The 23,457-nt window shown below is 72.5% G+C and carries 23 protein-coding genes and 1 pseudogene; 10 read left to right on the forward strand and 14 right to left on the reverse strand.

Translation table 11 applies throughout. From position 1 onward, the window contains the following. Nucleotides 1-8 precede the first annotated feature (8 nt). Nucleotides 9-647: a rhomboid family intramembrane serine protease gene (locus P3X83_RS03060; RefSeq protein WP_277302921.1), complete on the reverse strand. Its 639-nt coding sequence runs from the start codon at nt 645-647 to the stop codon at nt 9-11. Nucleotides 648-766: 119 nt separating this feature from the next. Between P3X83_RS03060 and P3X83_RS03065 the strand changes: the two are divergent. Then, nucleotides 767-2,026, forward strand: a pseudogene (locus P3X83_RS03065) (RNA-guided endonuclease TnpB family protein). A gap of 110 nt (nt 2,027-2,136) precedes the next feature. Here P3X83_RS03065 and P3X83_RS03070 read toward each other — a convergent pair. The 7 genes from P3X83_RS03070 to P3X83_RS03100 all read right to left on the reverse strand — a co-directional run bounded on the left by P3X83_RS03070 (nt 2,137) and on the right by P3X83_RS03100 (nt 8,656). Beyond that, complete coding sequence (locus P3X83_RS03070) at nt 2,137-2,901, reverse strand: crotonase/enoyl-CoA hydratase family protein (RefSeq protein ID WP_277302922.1); 765 nt, start codon at nt 2,899-2,901, stop codon at nt 2,137-2,139. Nucleotides 2,902-2,913: 12 nt separating this feature from the next. Beyond that, nucleotides 2,914-3,687, reverse strand: coding sequence for an SDR family NAD(P)-dependent oxidoreductase (locus P3X83_RS03075; protein WP_277302923.1), 774 nt, complete (start codon nt 3,685-3,687; stop codon nt 2,914-2,916). Nucleotides 3,688-3,743: 56 nt separating this feature from the next. Then, entirely contained in the window at nt 3,744-4,085 is a 342-nt protein-coding gene (locus P3X83_RS03080) for an STAS domain-containing protein (RefSeq protein WP_277302924.1), read from the reverse strand. Between the two features lie 54 nt (nt 4,086-4,139). Further along, nucleotides 4,140-4,910, reverse strand: coding sequence for an ATP-binding cassette domain-containing protein (locus tag P3X83_RS03085; protein WP_277302925.1), 771 nt, complete (start codon nt 4,908-4,910; stop codon nt 4,140-4,142). Further along, nucleotides 4,907-5,665 carry a cobalt ECF transporter T component CbiQ gene (gene cbiQ / locus P3X83_RS03090; protein ID WP_277302926.1) on the reverse strand — a complete coding sequence of 253 codons (759 nt, stop codon included), beginning with the start codon at nt 5,663-5,665 and terminating at the stop codon, nt 4,907-4,909. The genes P3X83_RS03085 and cbiQ overlap by 4 nt, the downstream gene beginning before the upstream one ends. Further along, on the reverse strand, nt 5,665-6,684 hold the full coding sequence (locus P3X83_RS03095) for an energy-coupling factor ABC transporter permease (protein WP_277302927.1): 1,020 nt from the start codon (nt 6,682-6,684) through the stop codon (nt 5,665-5,667). The genes cbiQ and P3X83_RS03095 overlap by 1 nt, the downstream gene beginning before the upstream one ends. A gap of 103 nt (nt 6,685-6,787) precedes the next feature. Continuing rightward, entirely contained in the window at nt 6,788-8,656 is a 1,869-nt protein-coding gene (locus P3X83_RS03100; protein ID WP_277302928.1) for a glycosyltransferase family 2 protein, read from the reverse strand. 169 nt (nt 8,657-8,825) lie between these two features. On the opposite strand from P3X83_RS03100, the gene P3X83_RS03105 reads away from it, so the two are divergent. Then, nucleotides 8,826-9,578, forward strand: a complete 753-nt coding sequence (locus P3X83_RS03105) for an MBL fold metallo-hydrolase (protein WP_346742663.1) — start codon at nt 8,826-8,828, stop codon at nt 9,576-9,578. Nucleotides 9,579-9,782: 204 nt separating this feature from the next. Here P3X83_RS03105 and P3X83_RS03110 read toward each other — a convergent pair whose 3' ends face one another. From P3X83_RS03110 to P3X83_RS03120, 3 genes are all read right to left on the reverse strand, one after another. Then, nucleotides 9,783-10,109 carry a hypothetical protein gene (locus P3X83_RS03110; protein ID WP_277302930.1) on the reverse strand — a complete coding sequence of 109 codons (327 nt, stop codon included), beginning with the start codon at nt 10,107-10,109 and terminating at the stop codon, nt 9,783-9,785. Between the two features lie 99 nt (nt 10,110-10,208). Continuing rightward, a complete protein-coding gene (locus P3X83_RS03115; RefSeq protein WP_277302931.1) occupies nt 10,209-10,877 on the reverse strand; it encodes a response regulator transcription factor in 669 nt (222 codons plus the stop codon). After that, entirely contained in the window at nt 10,874-12,121 is a 1,248-nt protein-coding gene (locus P3X83_RS03120) for a sensor histidine kinase (protein ID WP_277302932.1), read from the reverse strand. Before P3X83_RS03120 ends, P3X83_RS03115 begins: the two co-directional genes overlap by 4 nt. 176 nt (nt 12,122-12,297) lie before the next feature. Here P3X83_RS03120 and P3X83_RS03125 point away from each other — a divergent pair, with 176 nt between their 5' ends. Then, entirely contained in the window at nt 12,298-13,269 is a 972-nt protein-coding gene (locus P3X83_RS03125; protein WP_277302933.1) for a hypothetical protein, read from the forward strand. Here the strand turns inward: P3X83_RS03125 and P3X83_RS03130 are convergent. Together P3X83_RS03130 and P3X83_RS03135 are read right to left on the reverse strand one after the other, a co-directional pair. After that, complete coding sequence (locus P3X83_RS03130) at nt 13,248-14,234, reverse strand: SDR family NAD(P)-dependent oxidoreductase (protein ID WP_277302934.1); 987 nt, start codon at nt 14,232-14,234, stop codon at nt 13,248-13,250. The genes P3X83_RS03125 and P3X83_RS03130 overlap by 22 nt on opposite strands. A 155-nt stretch (nt 14,235-14,389) precedes the next feature. Next, on the reverse strand, nt 14,390-15,295 hold the full coding sequence (locus P3X83_RS03135) for a TIGR03619 family F420-dependent LLM class oxidoreductase (RefSeq protein ID WP_277302935.1): 906 nt from the start codon (nt 15,293-15,295) through the stop codon (nt 14,390-14,392). A 132-nt stretch (nt 15,296-15,427) separates the two neighbouring features. Here P3X83_RS03135 and P3X83_RS03140 point away from each other — a divergent pair, with 132 nt between their 5' ends. The 7 genes from P3X83_RS03140 to P3X83_RS03170 all read left to right on the forward strand — a co-directional run bounded on the left by P3X83_RS03140 (nt 15,428) and on the right by P3X83_RS03170 (nt 22,043). Continuing rightward, nucleotides 15,428-15,814: a PadR family transcriptional regulator gene (locus P3X83_RS03140; RefSeq protein WP_277302936.1), complete on the forward strand. Its 387-nt coding sequence runs from the start codon at nt 15,428-15,430 to the stop codon at nt 15,812-15,814. Beyond that, nucleotides 15,811-16,725: a hypothetical protein gene (locus P3X83_RS03145; RefSeq protein ID WP_277302937.1), complete on the forward strand. Its 915-nt coding sequence runs from the start codon at nt 15,811-15,813 to the stop codon at nt 16,723-16,725. Before P3X83_RS03140 ends, P3X83_RS03145 begins: the two co-directional genes overlap by 4 nt. Nucleotides 16,726-16,801: 76 nt before the next feature. Next, a complete protein-coding gene (locus P3X83_RS03150; RefSeq protein ID WP_277302938.1) occupies nt 16,802-17,710 on the forward strand; it encodes a hypothetical protein in 909 nt (302 codons plus the stop codon). Then, the gene (locus P3X83_RS03155; RefSeq protein WP_277302939.1) at nt 17,707-19,203 is read left to right on the forward strand and encodes a peptidoglycan-binding protein; all 1,497 of its coding nucleotides are present in this window, start codon (nt 17,707-17,709) and stop codon (nt 19,201-19,203) included. Before P3X83_RS03150 ends, P3X83_RS03155 begins: the two co-directional genes overlap by 4 nt. Beyond that, nucleotides 19,196-19,876 carry an ABC transporter ATP-binding protein gene (locus P3X83_RS03160; protein ID WP_277302940.1) on the forward strand — a complete coding sequence of 227 codons (681 nt, stop codon included), beginning with the start codon at nt 19,196-19,198 and terminating at the stop codon, nt 19,874-19,876. The genes P3X83_RS03155 and P3X83_RS03160 overlap by 8 nt, the downstream gene beginning before the upstream one ends. Nucleotides 19,877-19,879: 3 nt before the next feature. Further along, nucleotides 19,880-21,067 carry an ABC transporter permease gene (locus P3X83_RS03165; RefSeq protein WP_277302941.1) on the forward strand — a complete coding sequence of 396 codons (1,188 nt, stop codon included), beginning with the start codon at nt 19,880-19,882 and terminating at the stop codon, nt 21,065-21,067. 109 nt (nt 21,068-21,176) lie between these two features. Next, complete coding sequence (locus P3X83_RS03170) at nt 21,177-22,043, forward strand: NAD(P)H-binding protein (protein ID WP_277302942.1); 867 nt, start codon at nt 21,177-21,179, stop codon at nt 22,041-22,043. A gap of 12 nt (nt 22,044-22,055) precedes the next feature. Here the strand turns inward: P3X83_RS03170 and P3X83_RS03175 are convergent, their stop codons facing one another. Further along, nucleotides 22,056-23,441: an amidase gene (locus P3X83_RS03175; RefSeq protein ID WP_346742664.1), complete on the reverse strand. Its 1,386-nt coding sequence runs from the start codon at nt 23,439-23,441 to the stop codon at nt 22,056-22,058. Between the last annotated feature and the right edge of the window lie 16 nt (nt 23,442-23,457).

Consider the following 23,457-nt stretch of genomic DNA (forward strand, 5'->3'; position numbering starts at 1 on the left):
ACGCCCGCTCAGGTGGTGAGCGGGCGCTTCCTGCGCAGGAACCAGGCGGCCAGCACGCCGCCGACGAGCCCGAACAGGTGCCCCTGCCAGGAGATGCCCTCCTGGTTGGGCAGCACGCCCCACAGCAGCGAGTAGTAGGCGACGGCCACGCACAGCCCGAGCACGATGTCCACGATCCTGCGGTCGAACAGGCCACGGGCGACGACCAGCCCGAAGTAGCCGAACACCAGCCCGCTCGCGCCGATGGTGACGTAGTAGGGCGGCGTGGTCAGCCACACCCCGACCCCGCTGACCACGATGATGATCAGGCTGGCCACCAGGAACCGGCCGATGCCGCGGATCGCGGCCACGAAGCCCAGGATGAGCAGCGGCACCGAGTTGGCCATCAGGTGGCCGAACCCGCCGTGCAGGAACGGGGCGAACAGGATGCCCGACAGGGAGTCGGGGTTCCAGCCGATGATTCCGTAGGCGTCGAGCCGGTTGCCCGTGGTGTAGTCGATGATCTCGACCAGCCACATCACGCCGACGATCAGGACCAGCAGCAGGGCACTGCCCATTGCCCCGGTGAGGAAGTCGCGCAGCCCGCGCTTGAACTGGTGGGCGCCCGTGGGGCCCTGGGGTTGGTAGCCGGTCGGGAAGTCGTTCATGAGGCTCCTTGAGCGAGGAGTCCCCGGGCCTCGGCCCTGGGAGGAAACGCGGCACGGTGCCGCACGATGGATATCGAACACGTGTCCAATCTCAGCCGACCGTCAGTAGGATTTACGGCGTGACGCAGATCGTGAAGCGGGCCTACAAATACCGCTTCTACCCGACTCCCGGGCAGGCCGAAGAGCTTGCCCGGACGTTCGGCTGCGTCCGCCTGGTCTACAACAAGGCGCTGGAAGAACGCACCCGCGCCTATAGAATCGAAGGCTGGCGCATCTCCTATGCGGAGTCGTCGGCCCGCCTCACAGAGTGGAAGCACCGTGGCGGTTTCGACTTCCTGTCCGAGGTGTCGTCCGTGCCGTTGCAGCATGCGCTTCGCCACCTGCAGGCGGCGTTCGCGAACTTCTCCGCCAGGCGCGCCAAGTAACCGACGTTCAAAAGCAGGAAGAAGGCGCGGGCGTCGGCAGGGTACACCCGCTCGGCGTTCCGCTGGCGGGACGGCATCCTGACGCTGGCGAAGATGGACGCCCCGTTGGACATCATCTGGTCTCGCCCCCTTCCCAAAGGGGCTGAGCCGTCGACCGTGACCGTGTCGAGGGACGCGGCCGGGCGCTGGTTCGTTTCCCTGCTGGTGGAGGAGAAGATCGCCCCGCTGCCGCCGGTCGGGCGGAACGTGGGTGTGGATGTAGGCATCACCGCTCTGGCGACGCTGTCGACCGGCGAGAAAGTCGTCAACCCGCGTTACGAGCGCCGTGACCGGCGCAAACTGTCCAAGGCGCAGCGGGCGCTCTCCCGCAAGGCGAAGGGGGCGAACAACCGGGCCGAAGCCCGGCTGCGTGTGGCAAGGGTGTACGCCCGGATCGCCGGCCGAAGAAGGGATCACCTGCACAAGGTCACCACACGGCTTGTTCGCGAGAACCAAGTGATCGCCCTGGAGGACCCGACGGTTCGCAACATGCTCAAGAACCGCTCGCCGGCCCGCGCCGTCTCCGATGCGAGCTGGCGCGACTTGCGGGGCATGCTGGAGTACAAGGCGGCCTGGTACGGGCGCACCGTGGTGGCGGTGGACCGCTGGTTCCCCTCCTCCAGGCTGTGCTCGGTGTGCGGGGCGTCGCAGGAAATGATGCCGTTGAACATCCGGGAGTGGGTGTGCCCATGCGGCGTGGTTCATCACCGAGATGTGAACGCGGCCCGCAACGTGCTCGCCGCCGGGCCGGCGGAGAGCTGAAACGCCTGTGGAGCTCGTGTAAGACCTCAAGGGCGCAAGCCCGGCGGGCGACCGGCGGTGAAGCAGGAAACCCGGCCCGTGAGGGGCGGAATCCCCCGGCTTCAGCCGTGGGGAGGAAGTCAACTACTCTCCTGGCACAGACGACGAACGTGAGCGGGCCCTGCCCTGAAGGTACCCCGCCACACATTTACCGTACGCAGGAACAGACATGGACGCGCCCCTCCCCGGTTGGGCAAACCGGGGAGAAGGCACATCCTTTCTCATTACTCGCCTTGCCAGCGGGGGGCGCGCTTCTCCGCGAAGGCCGCCGCGCCCTCCTTCGCGTCCTTCGACTGGAAGACCGTCATGACGGTCTCCTCCTGCTTGGCGAACATCTCGTCGAGGGACCAGTCGGCCGAGTCGATCAGCAGCCGCTTGGTGGCCGTGACCGCCATCGGCGCGTTCTTGGCGATCCGCTGGGCCAGCTCCACCGCCGCCGCCAGCGACTCGCCCGCCGGGGTGACCCGGTTGACCAGCCCCAGTTCGTACAGCCTGGCGGCCGGGTAGTGGTCGCCGGTCAGCACGATCTCCATGGCCACGTGGTACGGCACGCGCCTGGGCAGCCGCAGCAGCCCGCCCGCACCCGCGATCAGGCCCCTGGTCGGCTCCGGCAACCCGAACTTGGCGTCCTCCGACGCCACGATCACGTCGCAGGACAGCGCCATCTCAAAGCCACCGGCCAGCGCGTAGCCCTCGACCGCCGCGATCATCGGCTTGACCGGCGGACGCTCGACGAGCCCGCCGAACCCGCGCCCCTCGACGCTCGGGAAGTCGCCGGTCAGGAACCCCTTCAGGTCCATGCCCGCGCTGAACGTGCCCCCCGCGCCGGTCAGCACGTAGACGACGACGTCCTTGCGCTCCTCCAGCTCGTCGACGGCCGCCGCCACACCGCGCGCCACCGCGCCGTTGATCGCGTTCCTGGACTTGGGACGGTTGATCGTGATGACGGCGACGCCGCCGTCCACCTCGACCAGTACCTCATCGGACACGGTCATCGCTCCTCACTTGGGCTGGAACCGGATACCGCCGTCGAAGCGCACGACCTCGGCGTTGACGTAGTCGTTGCCGATCAGCATCCGCACGAGCTGCGCGAACTCCGCGGGCCGCCCCATCCGCTTGGGGAACACGACGGGCGCCGCGAGCTTGGCCTTGAAGCCCTCGGCGTCCTCGGCGAACCCGTAGATGGGGGTGTCGATGATGCCCGGCGCGATCGTGTTGACCCGCACGCCGACCACCGAGAGGTCGCGGGCCGCCGGCAGGGTCATGCCGACGATGCCGCCCTTGGAGGCCGAGTAGGCGACCTGGCCGGTCTGGCCCTCCAGCGCGGCGACCGACGCGGTGTTGATGACCACGCCGCGCTGGCCGTCCTCGTCGGCGGGCTCGGTCTTGGCCATCGCGGCGGCGCCGATCCGCATCAGGTTGAAGGTGCCGATCAGGTTGACGTCGATCACCTTGCGGTACGACGCGAGGTCGTGCGGCGAGCCGTCGCGGCCGACCGTGCGGGCGGCCCAGCCGATGCCCGCGCTGTTGACCACGACCCGCAGCGGCCTGCCGGTCGCCACGGCGGCCTCCACCGCGGCCGTGACCTGCTGCTCATCGGATACGTCGCATCTGGCGAAGACGCCGCCGATCTCGTCTGCGACGGCCTTGCCACGCTCCTCGTTGAGGTCGGCGACGACCACCGTCGCGCCGTGGGCGGCCAGATCGCGGGCGGTGGCCTCACCGAGCCCGCTCGCGCCGCCCGAGACGATCGCTGCTACTCCGGAAAGCTCCATGAGCGGACCATAACCGGTCACCGAATGAAGTTCTACGCGGGGGTGGCCCCACATGCTCAGACGTCGGTGGAGACCGCGGTGTTCACGTCGGGATACACCTTGATGCGACGGTCGAGACCGGTGGTGCGCAGGATGCGGGCCACCGGTGCCTGCGGCGCGGCCAGGCACACCCCGCCGCCCTCGCCCGTGGCCAGCCGCCACGCCTCGATGAGCACCGACAGGCCGCTGGAGTCCATGAAGGACAACGCGGTCAGGTCGAGCACGAGCCGTGCGCCGTCCTGCTTGATCGCGTCACGTACTTCGTCGCGCAGGAAAGGAGCGGTGAAAAGATCGAGTTCACCCTCGACCGCCACCACCACGGCATCGCCGACGGCGTGCCGTGCCAGCCGTAGCTTCATGTGCTCATCCCTAGTCGCCCTCGACCGTCCTACTGTCACCACCGTATCCCGCGCTCACGGCGCGGGGACCGCGAAGCCGTAGGGCAGCTCCAGGCGATGGCCGGCCAGCAGGGCGCGGTCGGAGAGAATATCCCGGATCGTGCCGTCTGCGGTGATCACTCCCCCGGACAGGATGAGGGCCCGCTCGCACAGCTCAAGCGCGTACGGCAGGTCGTGAGTGACCAGCAGGACCGTGACGTCGAGGGAGCGCAGGATCTCGGCCAGTTCGCGCCGCGAGGCCGGATCGAGGTTCGACGACGGCTCGTCGAGCACCAGGATCTCCGGCTCCATGGCCAGCACCGTGGCCACCGCGACCCGGCGCCGCTGGCCGAAGGACAGATGGTGCGGCGGCCGGTCGATCACGTCGAGCATGCCGACGCGGCCGAGCGCCGACTCCACCGCGCGGTCGAGCTCCGCGCCGCGCAGCCCCAGGTTGGCCGGGCCGAACGCCACGTCGTCGCGCACGGTCGGCATGAAGAGCTGGTCGTCGGGGTCCTGGAAGACCAGCCCGACGCGCCGCCTGATCTCCTTGAGGTTGCCGCCGGTCACCGGCAGCCCGGCGACGGAGACGGACCCGTGGCCCGCCGTCAGGATGCCGTTGAGGTGCATCACCAGCGTGGTCTTGCCGGCGCCGTTGGGGCCGAGCAGCGCCACCCGCTCGCCCTTGCCGATGGTCAGGTTCACCCCGAACAGCGCCTGGGTGCCGTCGGGATAGGCGTAGGCGAGATCGGTGATGCGCAGCGACGGCGGATCCGCGCCCGCACGCCCCGGCGTCGGCTCGGTCACAGCACCCCCAGCACGAGTACGGCCAGCGCCACCCCCGGCAGGAGCGCCGCCATCAGCCATTGTCGCGCGGAAGCCGTCATCTCACGAATCACCGGCATCGAACCGGTGTATCCGCGGCTCAGCATGGCCAGGTGCACGCGCTCGCCCCGCTCGTAGGATCGGATGAACAACGCCCCCGCCGACCTGGCGAGCACCGGCGCGTGGCGCAGGTCCCTGGCCACGAAGCCGCGCGACTCGCGCGCCACCCGCATCCGGCGCATCTCGTCCAGGATCACGTCCATGTACCTGAGCATGAACATCGCGATCTGCACCAGCAGCGCGGGCATCCGCAGCCGCCGCGCGCCGAGCAGCAGGTCGCGCGGCTCGGTGGTGGCGGCCAGCAGCACGCTCGCCGCCACCCCCAGCGTCGCCTTGGCCAGGATGTTCCACCCGGCCCACAGGCCCGCGAGGCTGAGCGACAGCCCGGCGACGTGGACCCGCTCGCCGATGCCGATGACCGGCAGCGCCACGGCGAACAGCACGAACGGGATCTCGACCACCATCCGCCTGGCCATGAAGCCGGGCGGCACCTTCGCCGCCACGGCGACGCCGGCCAGCAGCGCGGCGTAGACGGCGAAGGCCCAGAACAGCTCGCGCGGCGTGGCCACCACGACCACGGCGAACGCGGCCGCCGCCGCCAGCTTGCAGTGCGGCGGCAGCCGGTGGACGGGCGAGTCGCCCGGCCGGTGGATCCGGTGGTGGTGTGAACCGCCCATCAGACCTCCGCGCGCTCCCGCTCGCGCCGCCGCACGCCGTAGAACAGGCCGCCGCCGACGAGCGTGGTGACGCCGACCCCGATCAGGCCCGCGACGCCGACCGGGATGCCGCCCGCGTCGCCGTAGTCGGCCAGCGGCTGGCCGCCCAGCGGGTGGTCGGTGGCCCTCTCGATGAAGCCGACGTCCTCGGCGACCCGCTCCAGGCCGTCGGGGGAGGCCGAGGCGTAGAAGCTGGCGATCCCGGCCAGCAGCGCGGTGACCACGATGCCGCCGATCAGGAAACGGCCCGCGCGGGGGGCGGGGGCCGCGGGGGTGGCGTCGCGCGCGACCTCGGTGGTCCGGCCGTCGGCGCCGCGCAGCACCAGGCGGCCGGTCAGGCCGCGCGCGCCGTAGACCAGGTCGGGGCGGACGGCCAGCACCGTGCTCACGGTGACGCCGGTGATCAGCGCCTCGCCGATGCCGATCAGCACATGGACGCCGCCCATCGCCGCCGCCACCGTGCCGACCTCGATGGGGGCGGTGCCGCCGACCCAGAACAGCAGGGTGAACGCCAGGGCCGAGGCGGGCACCGAGAGCAGCGCCCCGGCCGCCGCACCGGCCACGACCGCGCCCCTGCCGCCGCCGAGGACCCGGCTGACCAGGCGGAATACGCCCCAGCCGACGACGACGGTGACGATGCCCATCAGGGTGATGTTGACGCCGAGCGCGGTCAGCCCGCCGTCGGCGAAGGCGAAGCCCTGCACCAGCAGGACCACGGCCATACAGAGCACCGCCGTGTACGGCCCGACCAGCACCGCCGCCAGCGCGCCGCCGAGCAGGTGGCCGCTGGTGCCCGCGGCGACGGGGAAGTTGAGCATCTGGACGGCGAAGACGAAGGCGGCCACCAGGCCGGCCATCGGAGCGGTCCGGTCGTCCAGCTCGCGCCGCGCGCCGCGCAGGCAGACCGCGACGCCCGCCGCGGCGACCGCGCCCGCGCTGACCGAGACCGGAACGTTGAAGAAGCCATCGGGTACATGCACGACAAGCCTCCCGACATGGGGAAATACACCCGAACTGCGGGCTACCTGCCCCACTTTAAGGGATCGCCTTGCAGGTGCAAGAGAGTGGCAACTGCATAAGGCATCATTTGAGCAGCCGGCGGATGATCCTGCGGGCGGGCACGATCCGCACCGACACGCTCAGCCTGCCCTTGGCCGAGGTGGCGTAGGGGCGCACGGTCTTCTTCACCGTGCGCCGCCACCAGGTGAGCGACGCCACCGGCTCGTCGCCCGCCGCCACCCGGCACCGCACGGTCGGCCCGCCCAGCTCCAGCTCCAGGTAGGCGTCCCACACTCCGGACCCGAACCCGCCCCACCTCTGGCAGGCGGCGAACCGGCCGTCCGGCAGGGCGCCCACCGGAGTGGAGCGTTCCCGCCCCGACCGCCGCTCCCGCCACACCAGCCTGCGGACCGTCTCCGGGGCGGGCGCGCGGTCGCCGACCATGACCCGCCCGTCGATCAGCAGCCGGTGCCCCGGCCCCCACTTGACCCCCGTCACCCCCGCCGCGCACGGCACGGAGACCACGTGCCCGCCCAGGTCGATGCTCAGATTGCCCTGGACGCGGGTGAAATAGGGCACGGCCACCCGGTCGCCGATCACCCGCACCGCCGGGGCGGGCAGTTCGTCGGCGCGCTCGGGGCGCAGCCGGGCCAGGCGGGTCACCCCTTCGCACGTGATGGCCACATAGACGTTCCACACCCCCGGGGGAAGGTCGGAGAGATCGAAGACGCCCTCGAACTCCGCGCCGCGCGACCGGACGGGGAACGACCGCTCCGGGCCCTGGGGTGGGGGCTCGCCGTCCACGCCCGCGCCGCGCGGGCGCAGCAGCACCGACATCGTGTAGCCCGCCTCCGGGCCGAGCCCGTCGAGTTCGGCCGAGCCGCGCAGAGCGAGGCGGTCGCCGTCCCACGACACCTCGGTCAGGTGCCTGCGCACCGACGAGCCCTCGATCCTGGCCAGCCGGACCAGCCGGTCGATGTCGGCCAGGGCCGCCAGCTTGCCGCGCTCGGCGTCGCTCAGCCGCTCGCGCACGCCGTCGGTCACCCACTGGTCGCAGAGTTCGGCGACCTCGGCGGCTATCCCCCGGCGGGCGTCATCGTCGGCGGCGAGGAACGGCTCGCCCAGGTGGGTCAGCGCGTCGAGCCGGATGTGCCGGCGCAGCAGGTGGTCGCGCAGCGGCCCTGGGCGGATGTGGCGGGTCACCAGCTCCATCGGCTGCCTGATCATCCGCAGCCAGCGGACCGGGTCGCGGCTGCCGTCCTGCTGCATCACGCTGGTGCCGCACGGACGGTCGACCAGGTGGTAGCAGTCGTAGTCGGCGACCACCGAGATCACCCCGGCGTGGCAGTAGGCGTGGGCGGTGAACACGATGTCCTCGCCCACCCGCAGGTCCTCGGCGAAGCGGATCTCGTGCTCGCGCAGCATCTCCCTGCGGAACAGCTTGAAGCAGGCCAGGCTGTTGTAGACGGCGCTGTCGCCGAGCCGCGCGCGGTCGGCGTTGGCCCGGAACATCGAGACCGGCGCCCGGCGGCCGTGCCCGACGATCCGGCCGAGCACGATGTCGGAGCCGTTACGGTCGGCCATGCCGACCATCCGCTCCAGCGCCTCCGGCCCGAGGTAGTCGTCGGCGTCGCAGAAGAACACGTACCGCCCGCGCGCGGCGGACAGGCCGATGTTGCGAGCCCGGCCCGCGCCGCCTCCCTCGCCGCGCAGCACCCGCAACACGCCCGGGTGGTGGGCGGCGTAGAGGCCGAGCAGGTCGCCGCTGCCGTCGGCGGAGCCGTCGTCCACCGCGACGACCTCCAGAGCCACCCGCTGCACTAGCAGGGAGGTCAGGCACCTGTCGAGATAGGGGCGGCAGTCACGCACCGGCACCACCACGCTGACGTCGATCCCGGCGGTCGTGCAGGCCGTCCGCACCGGCCCGCCGGACAGCAGAGGCAACGATTCCATGGCGCTCCAGTATGTGACCGATCGGTCGCTCCACGTGGCCGATCCGGTGAATCCGATGTGACAATCCGCCTGGGGCGTCACGTGAGATCATCATGTGATGAGCGACGCATGGGTATGCGCGACGTGTGCCAATCACTATCCGGAGTCCGAATCACCGCCCGATTCCTGCGTGGTCTGCGCCGACGAGAGGCAGTGGGTGCCCTCGGGCGGTCAGCGCTGGACCACGCTGGCGCGGCTCGCCGGGGACGGCCACCGCAGCGACGTCAGGGAGCTGGAGCCCGGCCTGCTCGGCATCGGGGCGACCCCGCAGGTCGCGATCGGCCAGCGGTCGCTGCTGGTCCGGACCGGCGAGGGCAACCTGCTCTGGGACCCTTCGGGATTCATCGACGACGACGCGGTGCGCGCCGTGCGCGAGGCGGGCGGGCTGCGGGCGGTCACCGCGAGCCACCCGCACTTCTACGGGTCGATCGTGGAGTGGAGCCGCGCGTTCGACGCCGAGATCCTGCTGCCCGAGGCCGACGCCTCGTGGCTGACCCGGCCGTCGCCCGCCGTACGCACCTGGTCGGGGACCCTTGAGGTACTGCCGGGGGTCACGCTGGTGCAGTGCGGGGGTCACTTCCCGGGCAGCGCGGTGGTCCACTGGGCCGAGGGCGCGGGCGGCGCGGGGGCGCTGCTGACCGGTGACACGATCTTCGTCACGCCGGGCGAGGACCGGGTGACGTTCGTCTGGAGCGCGCCCAACCGGCTGCCGCTGCCCGAGCGCGACGTGCGGCGGGTCGTCGAGGCGGTGCGGCCGTACGCGTTCGAGCGCATGTACGGCGGCTGGTGGACTCCAGTGCTGCGCGAGCGGGCCAAGGAGGTCCTTGAGTCCTCGGCGAACCGCTACATCGAGTTCCTGCGCGGCGAGGCCGCCACGACCTGAGACGGCCTGGCCGGGCGCGGTGGCGCGGATCGGCGGCTCTCCGGAGCCCCGCCGTCACCATCGGCCGGCTCCGGAGCCCTCGTGCTCGCCGTGCACACGCCGCGCGCCCGGCCGTCTTCGCCGTCTCGCGACCAGTGACCCGCCACCGCCCCTCCCCCGGTACCGGCCCCCGGTAAGCGCTCCGGGGGAAGGGGCGGCCGGAGATCACTGCAGGCAGATGTTCCCGGGTGCGACGGACGAGACCGTCTGCACGCGCGTGACCGTCTGCCATGGACCGAGCCCGAAGCTCAGGTCTCCACCAATGCAGTAGCCCAGCTTGGTCAGGTTGGTCACCGAGCGGATGGTCACGCTCGGCGAGTAGAACCGGCGGCTGCCCGCCGGGATGAGATCGACCCCGCCCAGGGTCTCCACGCAGACGTTGTTGACCACGCACGGCGCGGCGGCCGAAGCCGGTCCGGCGGTGCCGAGCAGGCCGGCGCCCACCAGCGGGAGTGCGGTCATCGCTGCCAGGACCGTGCTTTTGATCCTCATGGAGACCTCCATGTGCGAGTGGCCGTCATCGACATCCGCAGTGTCACAGCACCTGCGGACAAAACCCGGACGCATCGCGGACAAACGCCCGGCAGCGGTTCACCGCACACCCGGACGAACCAGCCCGATCTCGTAGGCCAGGATCACGGCGTGCACCCGGTCGCGCAGGTGCAGCTTGGCCAGGACGTTGCTGACGTGCGTCTTGACGGTCTCCTCCCCGATCACCAGCCCGGCCGCGATCTCCGCGTTGGACCGGCCCCTGGCCATCAGGGAGAGCACCTCGCGCTCCCGGGCGGTGAGGCCGCCCAGCTCGGGCGTGGGCCGCTCCTCAGGCCGGGGAGGGCGGGCGAACTCCCCGATCAGCCGCCTGGTGATCGAGGGGGCGAGCAGGGCGTCGCCCGCCGCCACCACCCGCACGGCGTTCACCAGGTCGTCCCTGCGCAGGTCCTTCAGCAGGAACCCGCTGGCCCCGGCGCGCAGCGCCTCATAGACGTGGTCGTCCAGGTCGAAGGTGGTCAGCACCAGCACCTTGACCGGGTCGCGGACATCAGGACCGGCGAGCCTGCGGGTGGCCTCCAGGCCGTCCATCCGGGGCATCCGGATGTCCATCAGCACCACGTCGGGGCGCAGCCTGGTGGCCATCTCCACGGCCTGCGCCCCGTCGCTCGCCTCGGCCACGACCTCCATGTCGGGCTGGGCGTCCAGGATCATGTGGAAGCCCGCGCGGACCAGCTCGTGGTCGTCCACGACGACGATGCGGACGCTCACGCGGCACCGCCGATCGGCAGCCGGGCCAGCACCGCGAAACCGCCGTCCGGGGCGGGGCCCGCGGTGAGCTCGCCGCCGAACAGGTGGACCCGCTCGCGCATGCCGGCCAGCCCGTGGCCGGAGCCGGGGGCCGCCTCGCGCGGGCCGTCGCCGCCGGGCGGTGAACCCCGGCCGTGGTCTCTGACCTCGATGCTCAGGTGGGCGTCGCCGTACGCGATCCGCACCCGCACTGGAACCCGGGCGCGGTCCACGGACGGGCCCGCGTGCTTGACGGCGTTGGTCAGCGCCTCCTGCACGATCCGGTACGCCGAGAGGTCAACCCCGGCGGGCAGCGCGACGGCCCGCCCCTCGACCTCCAGGCGGGCCGCCAGACCGGCCTCGCGCACCTGCTCGACCAGCCCGGCCACCTGTGCCATCCCCGGCTGGGGGACGAGGTCGTCGCCGGTGTCGCCGGTGTCGGCGGTCTCCTCGCGCAGCACGCCGAGCAGGCGGCGCATCTCGACCAGCGCCTGCCTTCCGACGCCCGCGATCGCGTCGAACGCGTGCGCCGCCCGCGCCGGATCGCGCTCGGCGACCACCGGCCCGGCCTCGGCCTGCACGACCATCATGCTCACGTGGTGCGCGATCACGTCGTGCAGCTCCCTGGCGATCCTGGCCCGCTCCGCCGTGACGGCGCGCCGCGCCTCGAAGTCGCGTTCGCGGGCCAGCCACGCGGCCCGCTCCTCCAGCTCGGCGGTGTGGGCCCGGCGGATGCGGGCGCTGTCGCCGAGCACCCAGCCCGCCGCCAGCAGCACCGTGGTGAACGCGAAGTCCAGCACGTCGGAGTCGGTCTGCGGGACCCAGGCGACCAGCACCACGCTCAGCGCGGCGACCACGCCGACCGCGACGGCCTTTCGCCGGTCGCACCAGGCGGCCAGGCTGTAGAGCGCGACCACCCCGCCGAGCGGCACCGGCGTCACCAGATCGGGGTACGGCAGCGCGCCGTAGAGCGCCGACAGCGCGCCGACCGCCAGGTTGACGCCGAACGGGTACCTGCGGCGCAGGGCGAGCGGCAGATTGATCAGCAGGACCAGCGCCACGGCGGCCGGGGTCGGCTCCGGCAGGTGCTCCGACCTCGCCTGGAAGACCAGCGCGAGCAACGAGATCACGGCCAGCAGCAGCCCGAGCGCCGCGTCGGCGACCAGGGGGCGGCCCTTGACGAACGCTACGAACGCCATGGGCCCGGCGGTCTTGCCCGATTCCATGCGCCCAGTATCGGCAGCCCGGCCCCGCCCCGCCTCCCCCGGGCGGGGGAGCCGCGACCGCCGGTCTCACCTGGCCGGGGGAGCCCCGATCTGGCGGCCTTGGGGGATCCGTCCGCGCGGCGGCCCGGCCTACCTTCCTCGATAACGCGCTCCCCGTCCTGACCAGGAGGTTCGCCATGTCCGAGCACCCGGCCGCCCGCGCCCCCTTCGCCCTCGCGCCGCCCGCCGAACCGGGGCTCGGGGCGCTGGTCCGCGCGATGGCGGGCTCACTGCGCCGCTACTGGGACGACGCCCCGGGGTACCTGCGGCTGCCGTACGTCGTCGGGGCCGCGCTGATCGTCTGCGGGCTCGTCCACGCCGTGCTCTGGGCCGTGTACGGCGGGCCCGTCGCCGGCCCGGTGTCCTGGCGCAAGCCGATCACGTTCGGCGTCTCCTTCGGGATGACCACGATCACGCTCGCCTGGGCCGGGTCGTACCTGCCGGTCCGTCCCCGGGCCGGGTGGATCCTGTCCGTGCTGCTCTGCGCCTCCACCACCGCCGAGGTCGTCTGGGTGACCGTCCAGCACGCCAGGGGGGTGCCCTCGCACTTCAACGACGCCACCGTGCTCGACGACGACCTGTTCACCGCCGGCGGCGTGGCCATCGGCGTAACCAACGTGGTCATCCTGACCATGACGGTGGCCGTCTTCCTGCGCGCCACCGCGCCCCGGCCGCTCGCCTGGGCACTGCGCGGGGGGCTGATCGCGCTGCTGGTCGCCCAGGGGATCGGCATGTGGATGATCCTGCACGGTATGGACCTGCAGGAGGCCGGCGTCACCCCGCTCAGCGGGCCGATGACGACGTACGGCCCGGCCGGCGACATGAAGTTCACGCACGCCGTGCCGATGCACGCCGTCCAGGTGCTGGGCGCGCTGGCCTGGGCCCTGTCGTTCACCCGCCTCACGACGCGGGCGCGCACGGTGCTGGTCGGCCTGGCCGTCGCGGGCTACGCCGGCCTGTTCGTCACCGCCCTCGTGCGCACCTCCACCGGCCTGGCGCCTTTCCTCCCGCTGGGCGCGCCCGTGCTGATCTACCTGATCCCCGTCGCCCTGCTCGTCACCGCGTGGGCGGCCACCGCCGTCGCCCTCTACCGCGGCGCGACGGCGTGATCCGCCTCCGGGAAGGCGTCCACGCCGGTGAGGTCGGCCGAGAGCGCCCACAGGCGGCGGGCCTGCTCGGGGTCGACCGCGTAGGAGCGGACGCCTCCGGGGGCGGTCGAGTCGGCGGAGACCACCTCGGCGATGTCGCAGTCCTCGCAGTAGACGCCGCCCATGCCGGCGAGGCGCGGAGAGGTGGCCGCCCACACCTGGGTGGCGGCCCCCTGCTCGGGGGTCTTGAAGTCCGGGTTGTGCGGGTTGCCATCCTCGTCGATCCAGCCGAAGGCGACCATCTCCTCCTTGGCCAGGTGGCGCTGCAGGGGGGTGAGGATGCCGCCGGGGTGCAGCGCGAACGCGCGGACTCCCGATTCCCTGGCCAGTTCGTCGAGGCGCACCGCGAAGAGCACGTTGGCGGTCTTGGACTGGCCGTAGGCGGCCCACTTGTCGTAGCCGTCCGCGAAGTGCGGGTCGTCCCAGCGGATGGGCGAGCGGCGGTGGCCGCCGGAGGAGACGGAGACGACCCTCGCGCCGCCCGGCTCGATGGCGGGCCAGAGGCGGTTGACCAGGGCGTAGTGGCCGAGGTGGTTGGTGCCGAACTGGGCCTCCCAGCCGGGGCCGATCCGGGTCTCCGGCGACGCCATGATCGCGGCACTGTTGATCATGATGTCGATGGAACGGCCGGTCGCCACGAAGCGCTCGGCGAAGTCGCGGATGCTCTCCTGGTCGCCGAGGTCCAGTTCGTCCACCTCGACGCCCCCGATGCCCGCGACGGCCTCGCGCGCGGCGTCCGGCCGCCGGGCGGGGACCACCACGCGCGCCCCGGCTCCGGCGAGCGCCCGGGTGGTCTCCAGGCCGAGCCCCGAGTATCCGCCGGTGACGACCGCGAGCCTGCCGGTGAGGTCGATCCCGCGCAGCACGTCGTCCGCGGTGCTCCTGTAGCCGAAACCCGATCCGATCTTGTGCTGAGGCGTTGTCATGAGACGGAGCCTACGGATTGGAGTGCACTCCAGGTCAAGGGGATCGGGGTCGTGGCGCGGTCGACGGCCCGCATCCCGCGCTCCTTACTCGATGGAACGGATACCGCCTCGTAGTGAAACAGCCGTCCCGCGCCCCGGCAATCGAATTTCGGCGCTCAGCGGACGGCGGCGAGCAGCTCCGTCATACGCGCGAGCTGGACATCCGGCTCGGTCCCTGTCGAGTCCATCGACCAGAAGACCTCGTTCACGCCGAGCCCGCGCAGGCGCTCGACGTCTCCGGCGACCTGCTGCACCGAGCCGGACAGCGGCCCGCGCTCGTCCAGCGGCTCGCCGGAGATCGGGGCGTTGACGCGGACCACGACCGGAAGCGCTCCCGGCTCCCGCCCCGCGTCCCGCTCGAAGCCCCGGAACGCGGCGATCGCGCCCTCCAGGGCGTCCCAGCTCATCGCCACCGGGTTGAGGCCCACGCCCAGCTCGGCCGCCCTGCGCAGGGCGGCCGGGGCCCCCGCGCCGACGATGATTGGCGGGCCGCCGTCCTGCACCGGTTTCGGGGCGATCGCGGACTTGGCGATCGTGTAGAACCGCCCGTCGAAGCTGACCGGATCGGGCCCCCAGACGGCCCGCAGCGCCTCGATGAACTCGCCGAACCCGGCCCCCTTGCGGCTGGTGGGCACGCCCGCCGCCTGGAACTCCGCGTCGAGCCAGCCCTGCCCAAGCCCGGCGACGACCCGCCCGCCGCTGAGGCGATCCAGGGTGGCGAAGCTGCGCCCGAGCGCGGCCGGATTGTGGAACAGCGCGATCAGCACGCTGGTGCCGAGCCGGACGCGCGAGGTCTTGGCGGCGGCGAAGGCGAGGACCTCAAGCGGGGAGTAGACGTTGTTGTAGACCTCGGGCATCGACATGGTGCCGCCGCCGATGGTGACCGGTTCCGTCGGTGACAGCAGCCGTTCGAACACCCAGACCGAGTCGAGGCCGATCCGCTCGGCCCCCTCGGCCACCTGCCCGATGGCCTCGGCGGACGCGAAACGCCCCGCGGTGGGAAGAGCCAGTCCGAAATCCATGTCTTCTCCTGACATGTCGGTGATCTGGTCGAGTGATCCGTCGGACTTGAACCCTCCAGCCGCCGCCCGAATTCCGCCGGCTTCCTCCGGCGGATTTGACCATACATCGCGCCGCGAAGTATGGTCCCTTTCATGGTGAAAGCGTCCGCCCCCATCAGCGAGCCCACATATTTCATCCTCGCGGCTCTCCTGGACGGCCCGCTGCACGGCCACGGCATCATCAAGCACGTGCTCGGGCTCTCCGACGGCCGCGTCAAGCTGCCCGTCGGCACCCTGTACGGCGGGCTCGACCGGCTGGCCGCGCGCGGCCTGGTCGCCGTCGAGCGCGAGGAGATCGTGGACGGCCGCCCCCGCCGCTACTTCCGGCTCACCGACGACGGCCGGACCCTGGTCGAGGAGGAGGCGCGGCGCATGCAGCAGGCCGCCGCCGTCGTCACCGGCCGCATCGCCCCCGGCTCCGCCTTCACCGGGCGCTCGGCGGTGCGGGCGGCGCTGCGCACGGCGGCGGCGTTCGCGTGAGCGACTCCGGCATGCCACAGCGGCTGCTGGAGCGCAGGTACCGGCGGATGCTCGTCGCCTACCCGCGCGGTTACCGGGCGGGCCACGGCGAGGAGCTGATCGCCACGCTGCTGGAGACCGCCGAGCCGCACCGCTCCACGCCCCCGCTCACCGAGGCCGCCGCCCTGCTCACCGGCGGGCTGCGCACCAGGATCGTCCAGGCCGCGCGGGGGCCGTCCTGGGCCGACGGCCTGCATCTGACGATCACCGCGCTGGCGTTCGCGAACCTCGCGACGCTGCTCCCCTACGCCACCACGATCCCGCTGTGGACCGCGCTGGCGGCGCTCGCCGCGCTGGCGGTGGCACGCGGCCGGTTCCTGGTGGCGCTGCCGCTCGCCGCGCTGACCGGCGTCAAGGTCGCCGCCATCGGGCTCGGACGCCCCTGGCTGGACGCCACGCTGCTGCCGGTGTTCGCCGATCCGCTGCCGCGCGACTGGGGGATGCCCGCACTGCTGTCCACCGGCGGCCCGGTGGCCCCGGTCGCCGCGCACGCGATGGTCGTCCTGGGCGCGGCGGTGCTGGCCGTACGGCACCGCGCCGCGCGCCCCCGCTCCTGGTGGTGGTGGGCGGCCGTGCCGCCGCTCGCCGGGGTGAACGCCGAACAGTACGACGCCGGCGACCCCACCGCCACCCCCGCCCGGATCTGCCTGGAGATCGCCCTGCTGCTGCTCGCCGCGCTGGCCGGGCACATCGCGATGGACGCGCGCTGGGCCCTGGCCGCCACCCTCTACCTGCCGTTCGAAGTGATCGAACTGATCGAGAACCACCTCATGGCCACCCGGCGCGACTTCGCCCACCTGGCCCTGCTCGTCTTCCTGACCGGCGTCGCGACCGCCGTCACCCACCAATCGCGCAGGCGAGCCCTGCTCTAACCCGCGCACGAAACGCACCGGCGGCGTCGCCGCGCGACGCGCGTCCTTCTCCCCATGCCCGAAACCGAGGTGCCAAGTGTCCAAGCTGACCCGTGCCACCCTTACGGCCTGTGCCGCCGCACCGCTTGCGCTGCTCGCCGCGTGCGGCTCCACCGCCCCGCCGGCCGCCTCCGCCCAGCCGCAGCCCACCGGCCAGGAGACGCAACGCAAAGTCGAGAACATCATCGCCGACTGCATGAAGGGCAAGGGCTTCCAGTACGTGCCCTTCGTCGCGCCGCCCTTCGAGGCGCCCAAGGAGGTGGCCAAGGCGTACTCCGGCGACTACGAGGCGCTGAAGAGCCACCGCCAGAAACAGGGCTACGGCGTGTTCGCGATCTTCGTATACCCCAAGGAACTGAACAACCCGATGGTCGAGCCGGACGAGACGGCCAAGCCCCAGGTGGTGAACCCGAACAACGAGATCCGCGTGTCGCTGTCCAAGAGCCAGCACGCCGCATACCAGGACGCCAACGACCTCTGCTACACCAAGGCCGTCAAGGACGTGACCGGCAAACAGGTCAGCGGCTACCGCGACCACTATGAGCAGGCCGAGGCCCGGGTGGGACGGCTGGCCGCCCAGGAGCTGGACGGCGACGCCCGGTTGGTGGAACTGGCCGCGGCCACCGGGTCATGCCTGAAGGCCAAGGGATACACGGTCGCCTCCACCAAGCCGACCGCGATCGCCGACCGGGGCCGCGAGCGGTTCGAGGCCATCAAGCGCCCGATGGGCGAACTGATCCCGGAAGACGTCGCCAAGGGGCTGGCGGCCAAGAAGGGCGAGCGCTACGAGCCCAACCTGTCGGTGGAGCAGGCCAGGCCGTACCTGGACCGTGAGGTCAAGGACGCGATGGACGACCTGGAGTGCGGCAAGGAGTTCTACCCCCGCTACCTGCCCGCGCACGCGACCATCGAGCGCCGCGCCTACGAGGAGTACGGGCTTCGGTGAAGACGAGATCACCGCGCCGGGTGCTCGGCGCGGTCATCGCGGGCGTGGTCGCGATCGCCGTCGCGGGCTGGTTCGTGGCGGGACGGCTGCGCTCCCCCGCCGACGAGGCGGCGCTGCGGCAGCCCCCCAAGGCGTCGCTGGTCACCGCCCCGGTCGAACGGCGCGGGCTGACCAGCACGGTCGCGGTCAACGGCGCACTTGAGTACGGCTCGCCGGTCACGGTGACGCTGGCCGGGACGGTCGGCTCGACCGGCCAGGAGGGCGTCGCCGGGCAGGGCGCGGCGTCCGCGCAACTGGTCACCCGCGCGCCGCGCACCGGGCGGATCCGCGAGGGCCGCCCGCTCATGGAGGTGAACGGCCGGCCGGTGTTCGCCCTGGCCGGGAAGGTGCCGATGCACCGAACCATCACGCCGGGCACCGGCGGGGCCGACGTGCGGCAGCTCCAGCGGGCGCTGCGCCGTCTCGGGTACGGCGCGCCCACGTCGGGGAAGTTCGACGCGGGCACCGCCGACGCCGTGCGCCGGTGGTACCGCGCGCAGGGCTACCGTGCCCAGGAGCCCGGTCCGGCCGCCAGGCAGACCCTGGACGAACTGGGCAAGGCGCTGCAGACCGCCGAGGAGACACTGGCCGCCGACCGGGCCGCGCTGGCGGAGGCGAACGACATCAGGCTGCTGCGCGCCCGGCTGGCCAACGCCCGCGCCGACCTGCGGGCCGCGCGCAAGGCCGAGCAGCGGGGCAAGCCGCTGCGCGCCGCGCAGGAGGCCGTGCTCGCCGCCGAGCAGGCGCTTCGCACGGCGGAACGCACCGGCGGGCCGCTCCGGCTCAAGATCTCCAACGGGCGGAAGAACCTGGACCGGGCGCGGGCGAACCTCGCGGAGTACCGGGAGACCTACGGCGTCGCCGTCCCGCCCGGCGAGATCGTGTTCCTGCCGAAGCTGCCCGCCCGGTTGTCCAAGGCGTCGGTCCGCGCGGGCGACGCCGTCCGCGCGGCGATCGGCACGGTGACCGGCTCGTCCTTCGTGGTCAACGGCTCGGTGGACGACCAGGAGGCGGAGCTGATGCGCCCCGGCCTGGCGGCCGTGATCGAGACCCCCTCAGGGGACACGTATCCGGCGCGGCTGGCCGCGCTGGGCGCGGACGCGCGGACGGCGCCCGAGCAGGAGGGCGGGCAGGCCAACGGCCGCGACGAGGAGGCACCCGTGGCGGGCAGCGTGCCGGTGCGCGTCACGCCCACCAAGGCCAAGGGGCTGGCGGCGCTGGCCGGGACGGCGGTGACGGTGCGGATCACGATCGGCAAGACCGAGGGCGAGGTGTTGGCCGTACCGGTGTCGGCGATCGTCACCGCCGCCGACGGCAAGGCGCGCGTCCAGGTGGAGTACGCCACCGACCGCACCCGCATGGTCGAGGTCCGTACCGGCCTCACGGCCGACGGCCTGGTCCAGGTGGACGGCGATCTGAAAGAGGGCGACCGCGTAGTGATCAGCGATGCCTGACCCCGTCATCTCGCTCGATCGGGTGACGCGGGTGTTCCCGGCCGAGCCGCCGGTGCGGGCGCTGGCGGAGGTGTCGCTCGCAGTGCGTCGCGGCGATCACCTCGCCGTGGTCGGCCCGTCCGGCTCCGGCAAGTCCACCCTGCTCAACACGCTCGGTCTGCTGGACCGCCCCACTTCCGGAAGCTACCTCCTGGACGGCGTGGAGACGACGGCGCTCAAGGACGGCGCGCGCACCCGGCTGCGCGGCGAGCGGATCGGGTTCGTGTTCCAGTCCTTCCACCTGCTGGCCCATCGCACCGCCTTGGAGAACGTGATGCTCGCCGAGGTCTATCGGGGTCGGGGACCGTCACGAGCCGGACGGCGGGAGCGTGCCGAACGGGCCCTCGCGCGGGTCCGGATGGAGCACCGCGCGGGGTTCCAGCCGAACCGGCTGTCCGGCGGGGAGCGGCAGCGGGTGGCGATCGCCAGGGCGCTGCTCGGCGAGCCGTCCCTGCTGCTGTGCGACGAGCCGACCGGCAACCTGGACGGCCACAACACCGGGCTGCTCCTGGACCTGTTCGACGACCTGCGCGACCAGGGCCACACCATCGTGATCATCACTCATGAGGACGAGGTCAGCGAACGGGCCGGGCGGCGCATCAGGATCACCGACGGCGAGCTGTGGGAGGAGTGAGCGGTGGATCCGCGTGACCTTTGGTCGGAGGCGCTGGCCGGGGTGCTCGCCCGGCCGGTGCGCACGGCCCTGACCACGCTCGGCACCGTGCTGGGCATCGCCACCCTGGTGATCACGCTGGGCGTGGCGGCCACGGCGGGCAACCAGATCGTCGGCCGCTTCGACGAGCTGACCGCGACGTCCATCACCGTCGAGGTGCCCGAGGCCCCGCAGGAGGCAGTCGGGCCCCTGGTCGCCTGGGACGCCCCCGCCGCGCTGACCCGCCTGCGCGGGGTCGCCTCGGCCGCCGCCCTGGCGCAGAGCGAGCGCAGCTCCAACCTGACCGTCACCGCGAACGCCCTGGTGGACCCGACCAGGGTCACCGGCCAGAGCCTGGCCGTGGTCGCGGCCACGGTGAACCTGCCCGCCGCCGCGCGCGGCCGGATGGCCCAGGGCCGTTTCTACGACGAGGGCCACGTACGGCGGCGCGACCGCGTGGTGGTGCTCGGCGCGGACGCGGCTCGCATGCTGGGCGTCTCCCGCCTGGAGCACGCCCCCGCCGTTTTCATCGGCGGGCGGGCGTACACCGTCATCGGGATCCTCGGCGCGGTGGGACGCGAGCAGTCGCTGTCCACGGCGGTGATCGTGCCGCCCGGGCTCGGCCGCGACTTCGGCCTGAAGGAGGTCACCCGGGTACTGGTCAACACGACCCTCGGCGCGGCCGAACTGATCGCCGGCCAGGTGCCGAGGGCGCTCAGCCCGTCACGGGGCGGGGAGCTGCACGTGATCACCCCGCCCAGCCCGACCCGGGCCAGGGACGGCGTGGAGAACGACGTCAACGGGCTGTTCCTGATCCTCGGCCTGGTCTCACTGGTGGTCGGCGCGGTGGGCATCGCCAACGTCACGCTGGTCACGGTGATGGAACGGGTCCAGGAGATCGGGCTGCGCCGCTCGCTGGGCGCGGCGCGACGGCACATCGCCGGGCAGTTCCTGCTGGAGTCCACGCTGATCGGCCTGGCCGGCGGCGTGATCGGCGCGAGCGTCGGCATCGTCGCGGTGGTCGCGGTCTCCGCCGCCCGCCAGTGGACCCCGGTGCTGGACCTGCGCCTGGCACTCGCCGCCCCGATCGCGGGCGCACTGGTGGGCCTGCTCGCGGGCCTTTATCCGGCACTGCGCGCGTCCCGGATGGAACCGGTGGAGGCGCTCCGCTGAAATTCATTTTTCGCGGGCTCAAATCGAATGTTCTCCCAGGTCAGGCGGTATATGCGAGCATGATGTTCGCGTTTGCCGAATTCTCCGGCGGCCATTCAGGATGGGCGGCATGCGAATTCTGATGACCGGTGCGACCGGAAACGTTGGACGGCTCGTCGTCGATCGGCTCGTCCGGGCCGGGGCCGAGGTGCGGGCGCTGACCAGGAACCCCGGCCGGGCGGCCTTCGCCGACGGCGTCGAGGCCGTGCGCGGCGACCTGTCCCGGCCGGACGATCTCGGCTCCGCCCTCGCCGGGGTGGACCGGATGTACCTGTTCCCGGTGCCCGCGACCGCCGGGAAAGTGGTGGCCAGGGCCGTCGAGGCGGGGGTCCGGCGCATCGTGGTGCTGTCCTCCGGCGCGGTGTCCCACGGCTACGACACCGACTTCCACCTGCCCGTCGAGCAGGCCGTGGAGGCGTCCGGGGTGGAATGGACCCACGTCAGGCCCGGCGAGTTCATGCTGAACAAGCTGTGGCTGTGGGGGCCGTCGGTCCGCGCCGAACGGGTCGTCCGCGACCCGAACCCCGACCTGCCCTGGTACCCGGTGCACGAGGCGGACATCGCCGACGTCGCGGCGGCGGCGCTCCTGGAGGACGGTCACCAGGGCGCCGCCTACGACCTCAACGGCCCCGAGGCGATCAGCAACCGCGACCAGGTCGCCCACATCGCGGCGGCCATCGGCGCGGACATCCGGTTCGAGCGGGTGACCCCGGCGCGGGCGCGTGAGCTGTACCTGGCGCAGGGCGGGTTCGCCGCAGAGAACGCCGACTTCCTGACCGGCTTCGCGGACTACGGGGGCGCCGAGGCCGACCCGTCGGCACAGGAGAACCTCGACCTGACCGCGTTCGGGCCGATGCCGACCTGCGAGCCGATCACCTGCAGGCCCGCCCGCGCCTTCGCCGAGTGGGCGGGCGACCACGCGGACGACTTCCGCTGAGCCCAGCGGGCGCTACGCCCGGGGGTCGATCGGCGTCCGCAGGGGCGAGCCCGCCTCGATCGCCGCCGCCGCCCGCAGGCACAGGTCCTCGCGGAACCTCGGCCCGATCACCTGTACGGCGCGCGGCAGGCCGTCCGCCTCCCCCACCGGCACCACCACCGAGGGCAGCCCCAGCAGGTTGACCGCCACGACCTGCCGCATCGACGCGAGGAAGCCCTCCTGCCAGTCCGCGTCGAGGTCGGCGCCCACCGGGAAGGCGGGCGCGGTCCGTACGGGGGCGAGCACCAGCGGCGTCCGGGCCGTCCACTCGTGCCAGCGCCGGGCGAGCGCCCCCCGCTCCATCATCGGATCGAAGGCCGCTTCGCCGCCCGCGCGCTCCCAGATCGGGTGGTAGGCGGTCCAGAACCGGAGGAAATCCGCCGACGCGAAGGACTCCAGCGGGGGCTGCTCCTTATGTAGGCGGCCATAGGCAGACATGATCTGCACGAAGAGCTCCAGGGCCCGATCCAGGCCGGGGACCTCGCGAGGCTCGACGGCGTATCCCGCGTCGGTGAGGATGCGGGACGCGTCGTCCAGCGCGCCGGCGACCGACGGGTCCATGCCGGGCACCGTGGCCAGGGCGACCCCGAGCGGTTCGGGGAGCGGCGGGCCGTCCAGCGGGACCGGCGCGTGCCACGGGTCGCCGCCCGAGCGCGCGCACATGTTCCGGTACGCCAGATCCAGGTCCACCACCCGGCGTGCGAGCGGTCCGTTGACGGCCATGAGCTGCATCGCGAACGGCACAAGGGGCCCCGTGCCCTGCGACACCCGGCCGAGCGACGGCTTCAGCGTGGCGACGCCGCAGCACTGGGCGGGCCAGCGCAGCGAGCCCGCCCCGTCGCCGCCCATGCCGAGCGGCGACATCCCGGTCGCGACGGCCACCGCCTCGCCACCGCTGGAACCGCCCGGCGTGTGACCGGACGACCAGGGGTTGACGGTCGCGCCGCGCAGATCGTTGGCGGTGTGCCAGCGCATCCCGAACTCCGGCATGTTGGTCCGCCCGATCACGATCGCCCCCGCCGCCCGCAGCTCGGCGATGTGCGGCGCGTCGTGGGCGGCGACCCGGTCGCGCATCGCGGGGACGCCCCACGTGGTCGCCGACCCGGCCACGTCGATGTTCTCCTTCACGGTCATCGGCACGCCGCACAGCGGCCCGGCCGTGCCTTCGCGCACGGCCCGGTCCGCCGCGTCGGCCTCAGCCAGGGCCCGCTCCTCCGGCACCACCGTGACCGCGTTGACGCGCGGATCGACCTCCTCGATCCGCGCCAGATGCGCCCGCACCACCTCCCGGCTCGACACCTCACCTGCACGGATACTCCGCGCCAGCTCCCCGGCACCCCGTGCCCATAACGGCGACATCGCTTCCTCCTCATCC

This window comes from Spongiactinospora sp. TRM90649 (genome assembly GCF_029382225.1).
GTDB lineage: Bacteria > Actinomycetota > Actinomycetes > Streptosporangiales > Streptosporangiaceae > Spongiactinospora.

Coding starts and splice junctions, on each gene's coding strand:
- cbiQ (WP_277302926.1), bottom strand. CDS start 5,665: ATGGGCGGTTCACACCACCACCGGATCCACCGGCCGGGCGACTCGCCC.
- P3X83_RS03100 (WP_277302928.1), bottom strand. CDS start 8,656: ATGGAATCGTTGCCTCTGCTGTCCGGCGGGCCGGTGCGGACGGCCTGC.
- P3X83_RS03160 (WP_277302940.1), top strand. CDS start 19,196: ATGCCTGACCCCGTCATCTCGCTCGATCGGGTGACGCGGGTGTTCCCG.
- P3X83_RS03175 (WP_346742664.1), bottom strand. CDS start 23,441: ATGTCGCCGTTATGGGCACGGGGTGCCGGGGAGCTGGCGCGGAGTATC.
- P3X83_RS03120 (WP_277302932.1), bottom strand. CDS start 12,121: ATGGAATCGGGCAAGACCGCCGGGCCCATGGCGTTCGTAGCGTTCGTC.
- P3X83_RS03170 (WP_277302942.1), top strand. CDS start 21,177: ATGCGAATTCTGATGACCGGTGCGACCGGAAACGTTGGACGGCTCGTC.
- P3X83_RS03060 (WP_277302921.1), bottom strand. CDS start 647: ATGAACGACTTCCCGACCGGCTACCAACCCCAGGGCCCCACGGGCGCC.
- P3X83_RS03135 (WP_277302935.1), bottom strand. CDS start 15,295: ATGGATTTCGGACTGGCTCTTCCCACCGCGGGGCGTTTCGCGTCCGCC.
- P3X83_RS03130 (WP_277302934.1), bottom strand. CDS start 14,234: ATGACAACGCCTCAGCACAAGATCGGATCGGGTTTCGGCTACAGGAGC.
- P3X83_RS03125 (WP_277302933.1), top strand. CDS start 12,298: ATGTCCGAGCACCCGGCCGCCCGCGCCCCCTTCGCCCTCGCGCCGCCC.
- P3X83_RS03140 (WP_277302936.1), top strand. CDS start 15,428: ATGGTGAAAGCGTCCGCCCCCATCAGCGAGCCCACATATTTCATCCTC.
- P3X83_RS03110 (WP_277302930.1), bottom strand. CDS start 10,109: ATGAGGATCAAAAGCACGGTCCTGGCAGCGATGACCGCACTCCCGCTG.
- P3X83_RS03080 (WP_277302924.1), bottom strand. CDS start 4,085: ATGAAGCTACGGCTGGCACGGCACGCCGTCGGCGATGCCGTGGTGGTG.
- P3X83_RS03075 (WP_277302923.1), bottom strand. CDS start 3,687: ATGGAGCTTTCCGGAGTAGCAGCGATCGTCTCGGGCGGCGCGAGCGGG.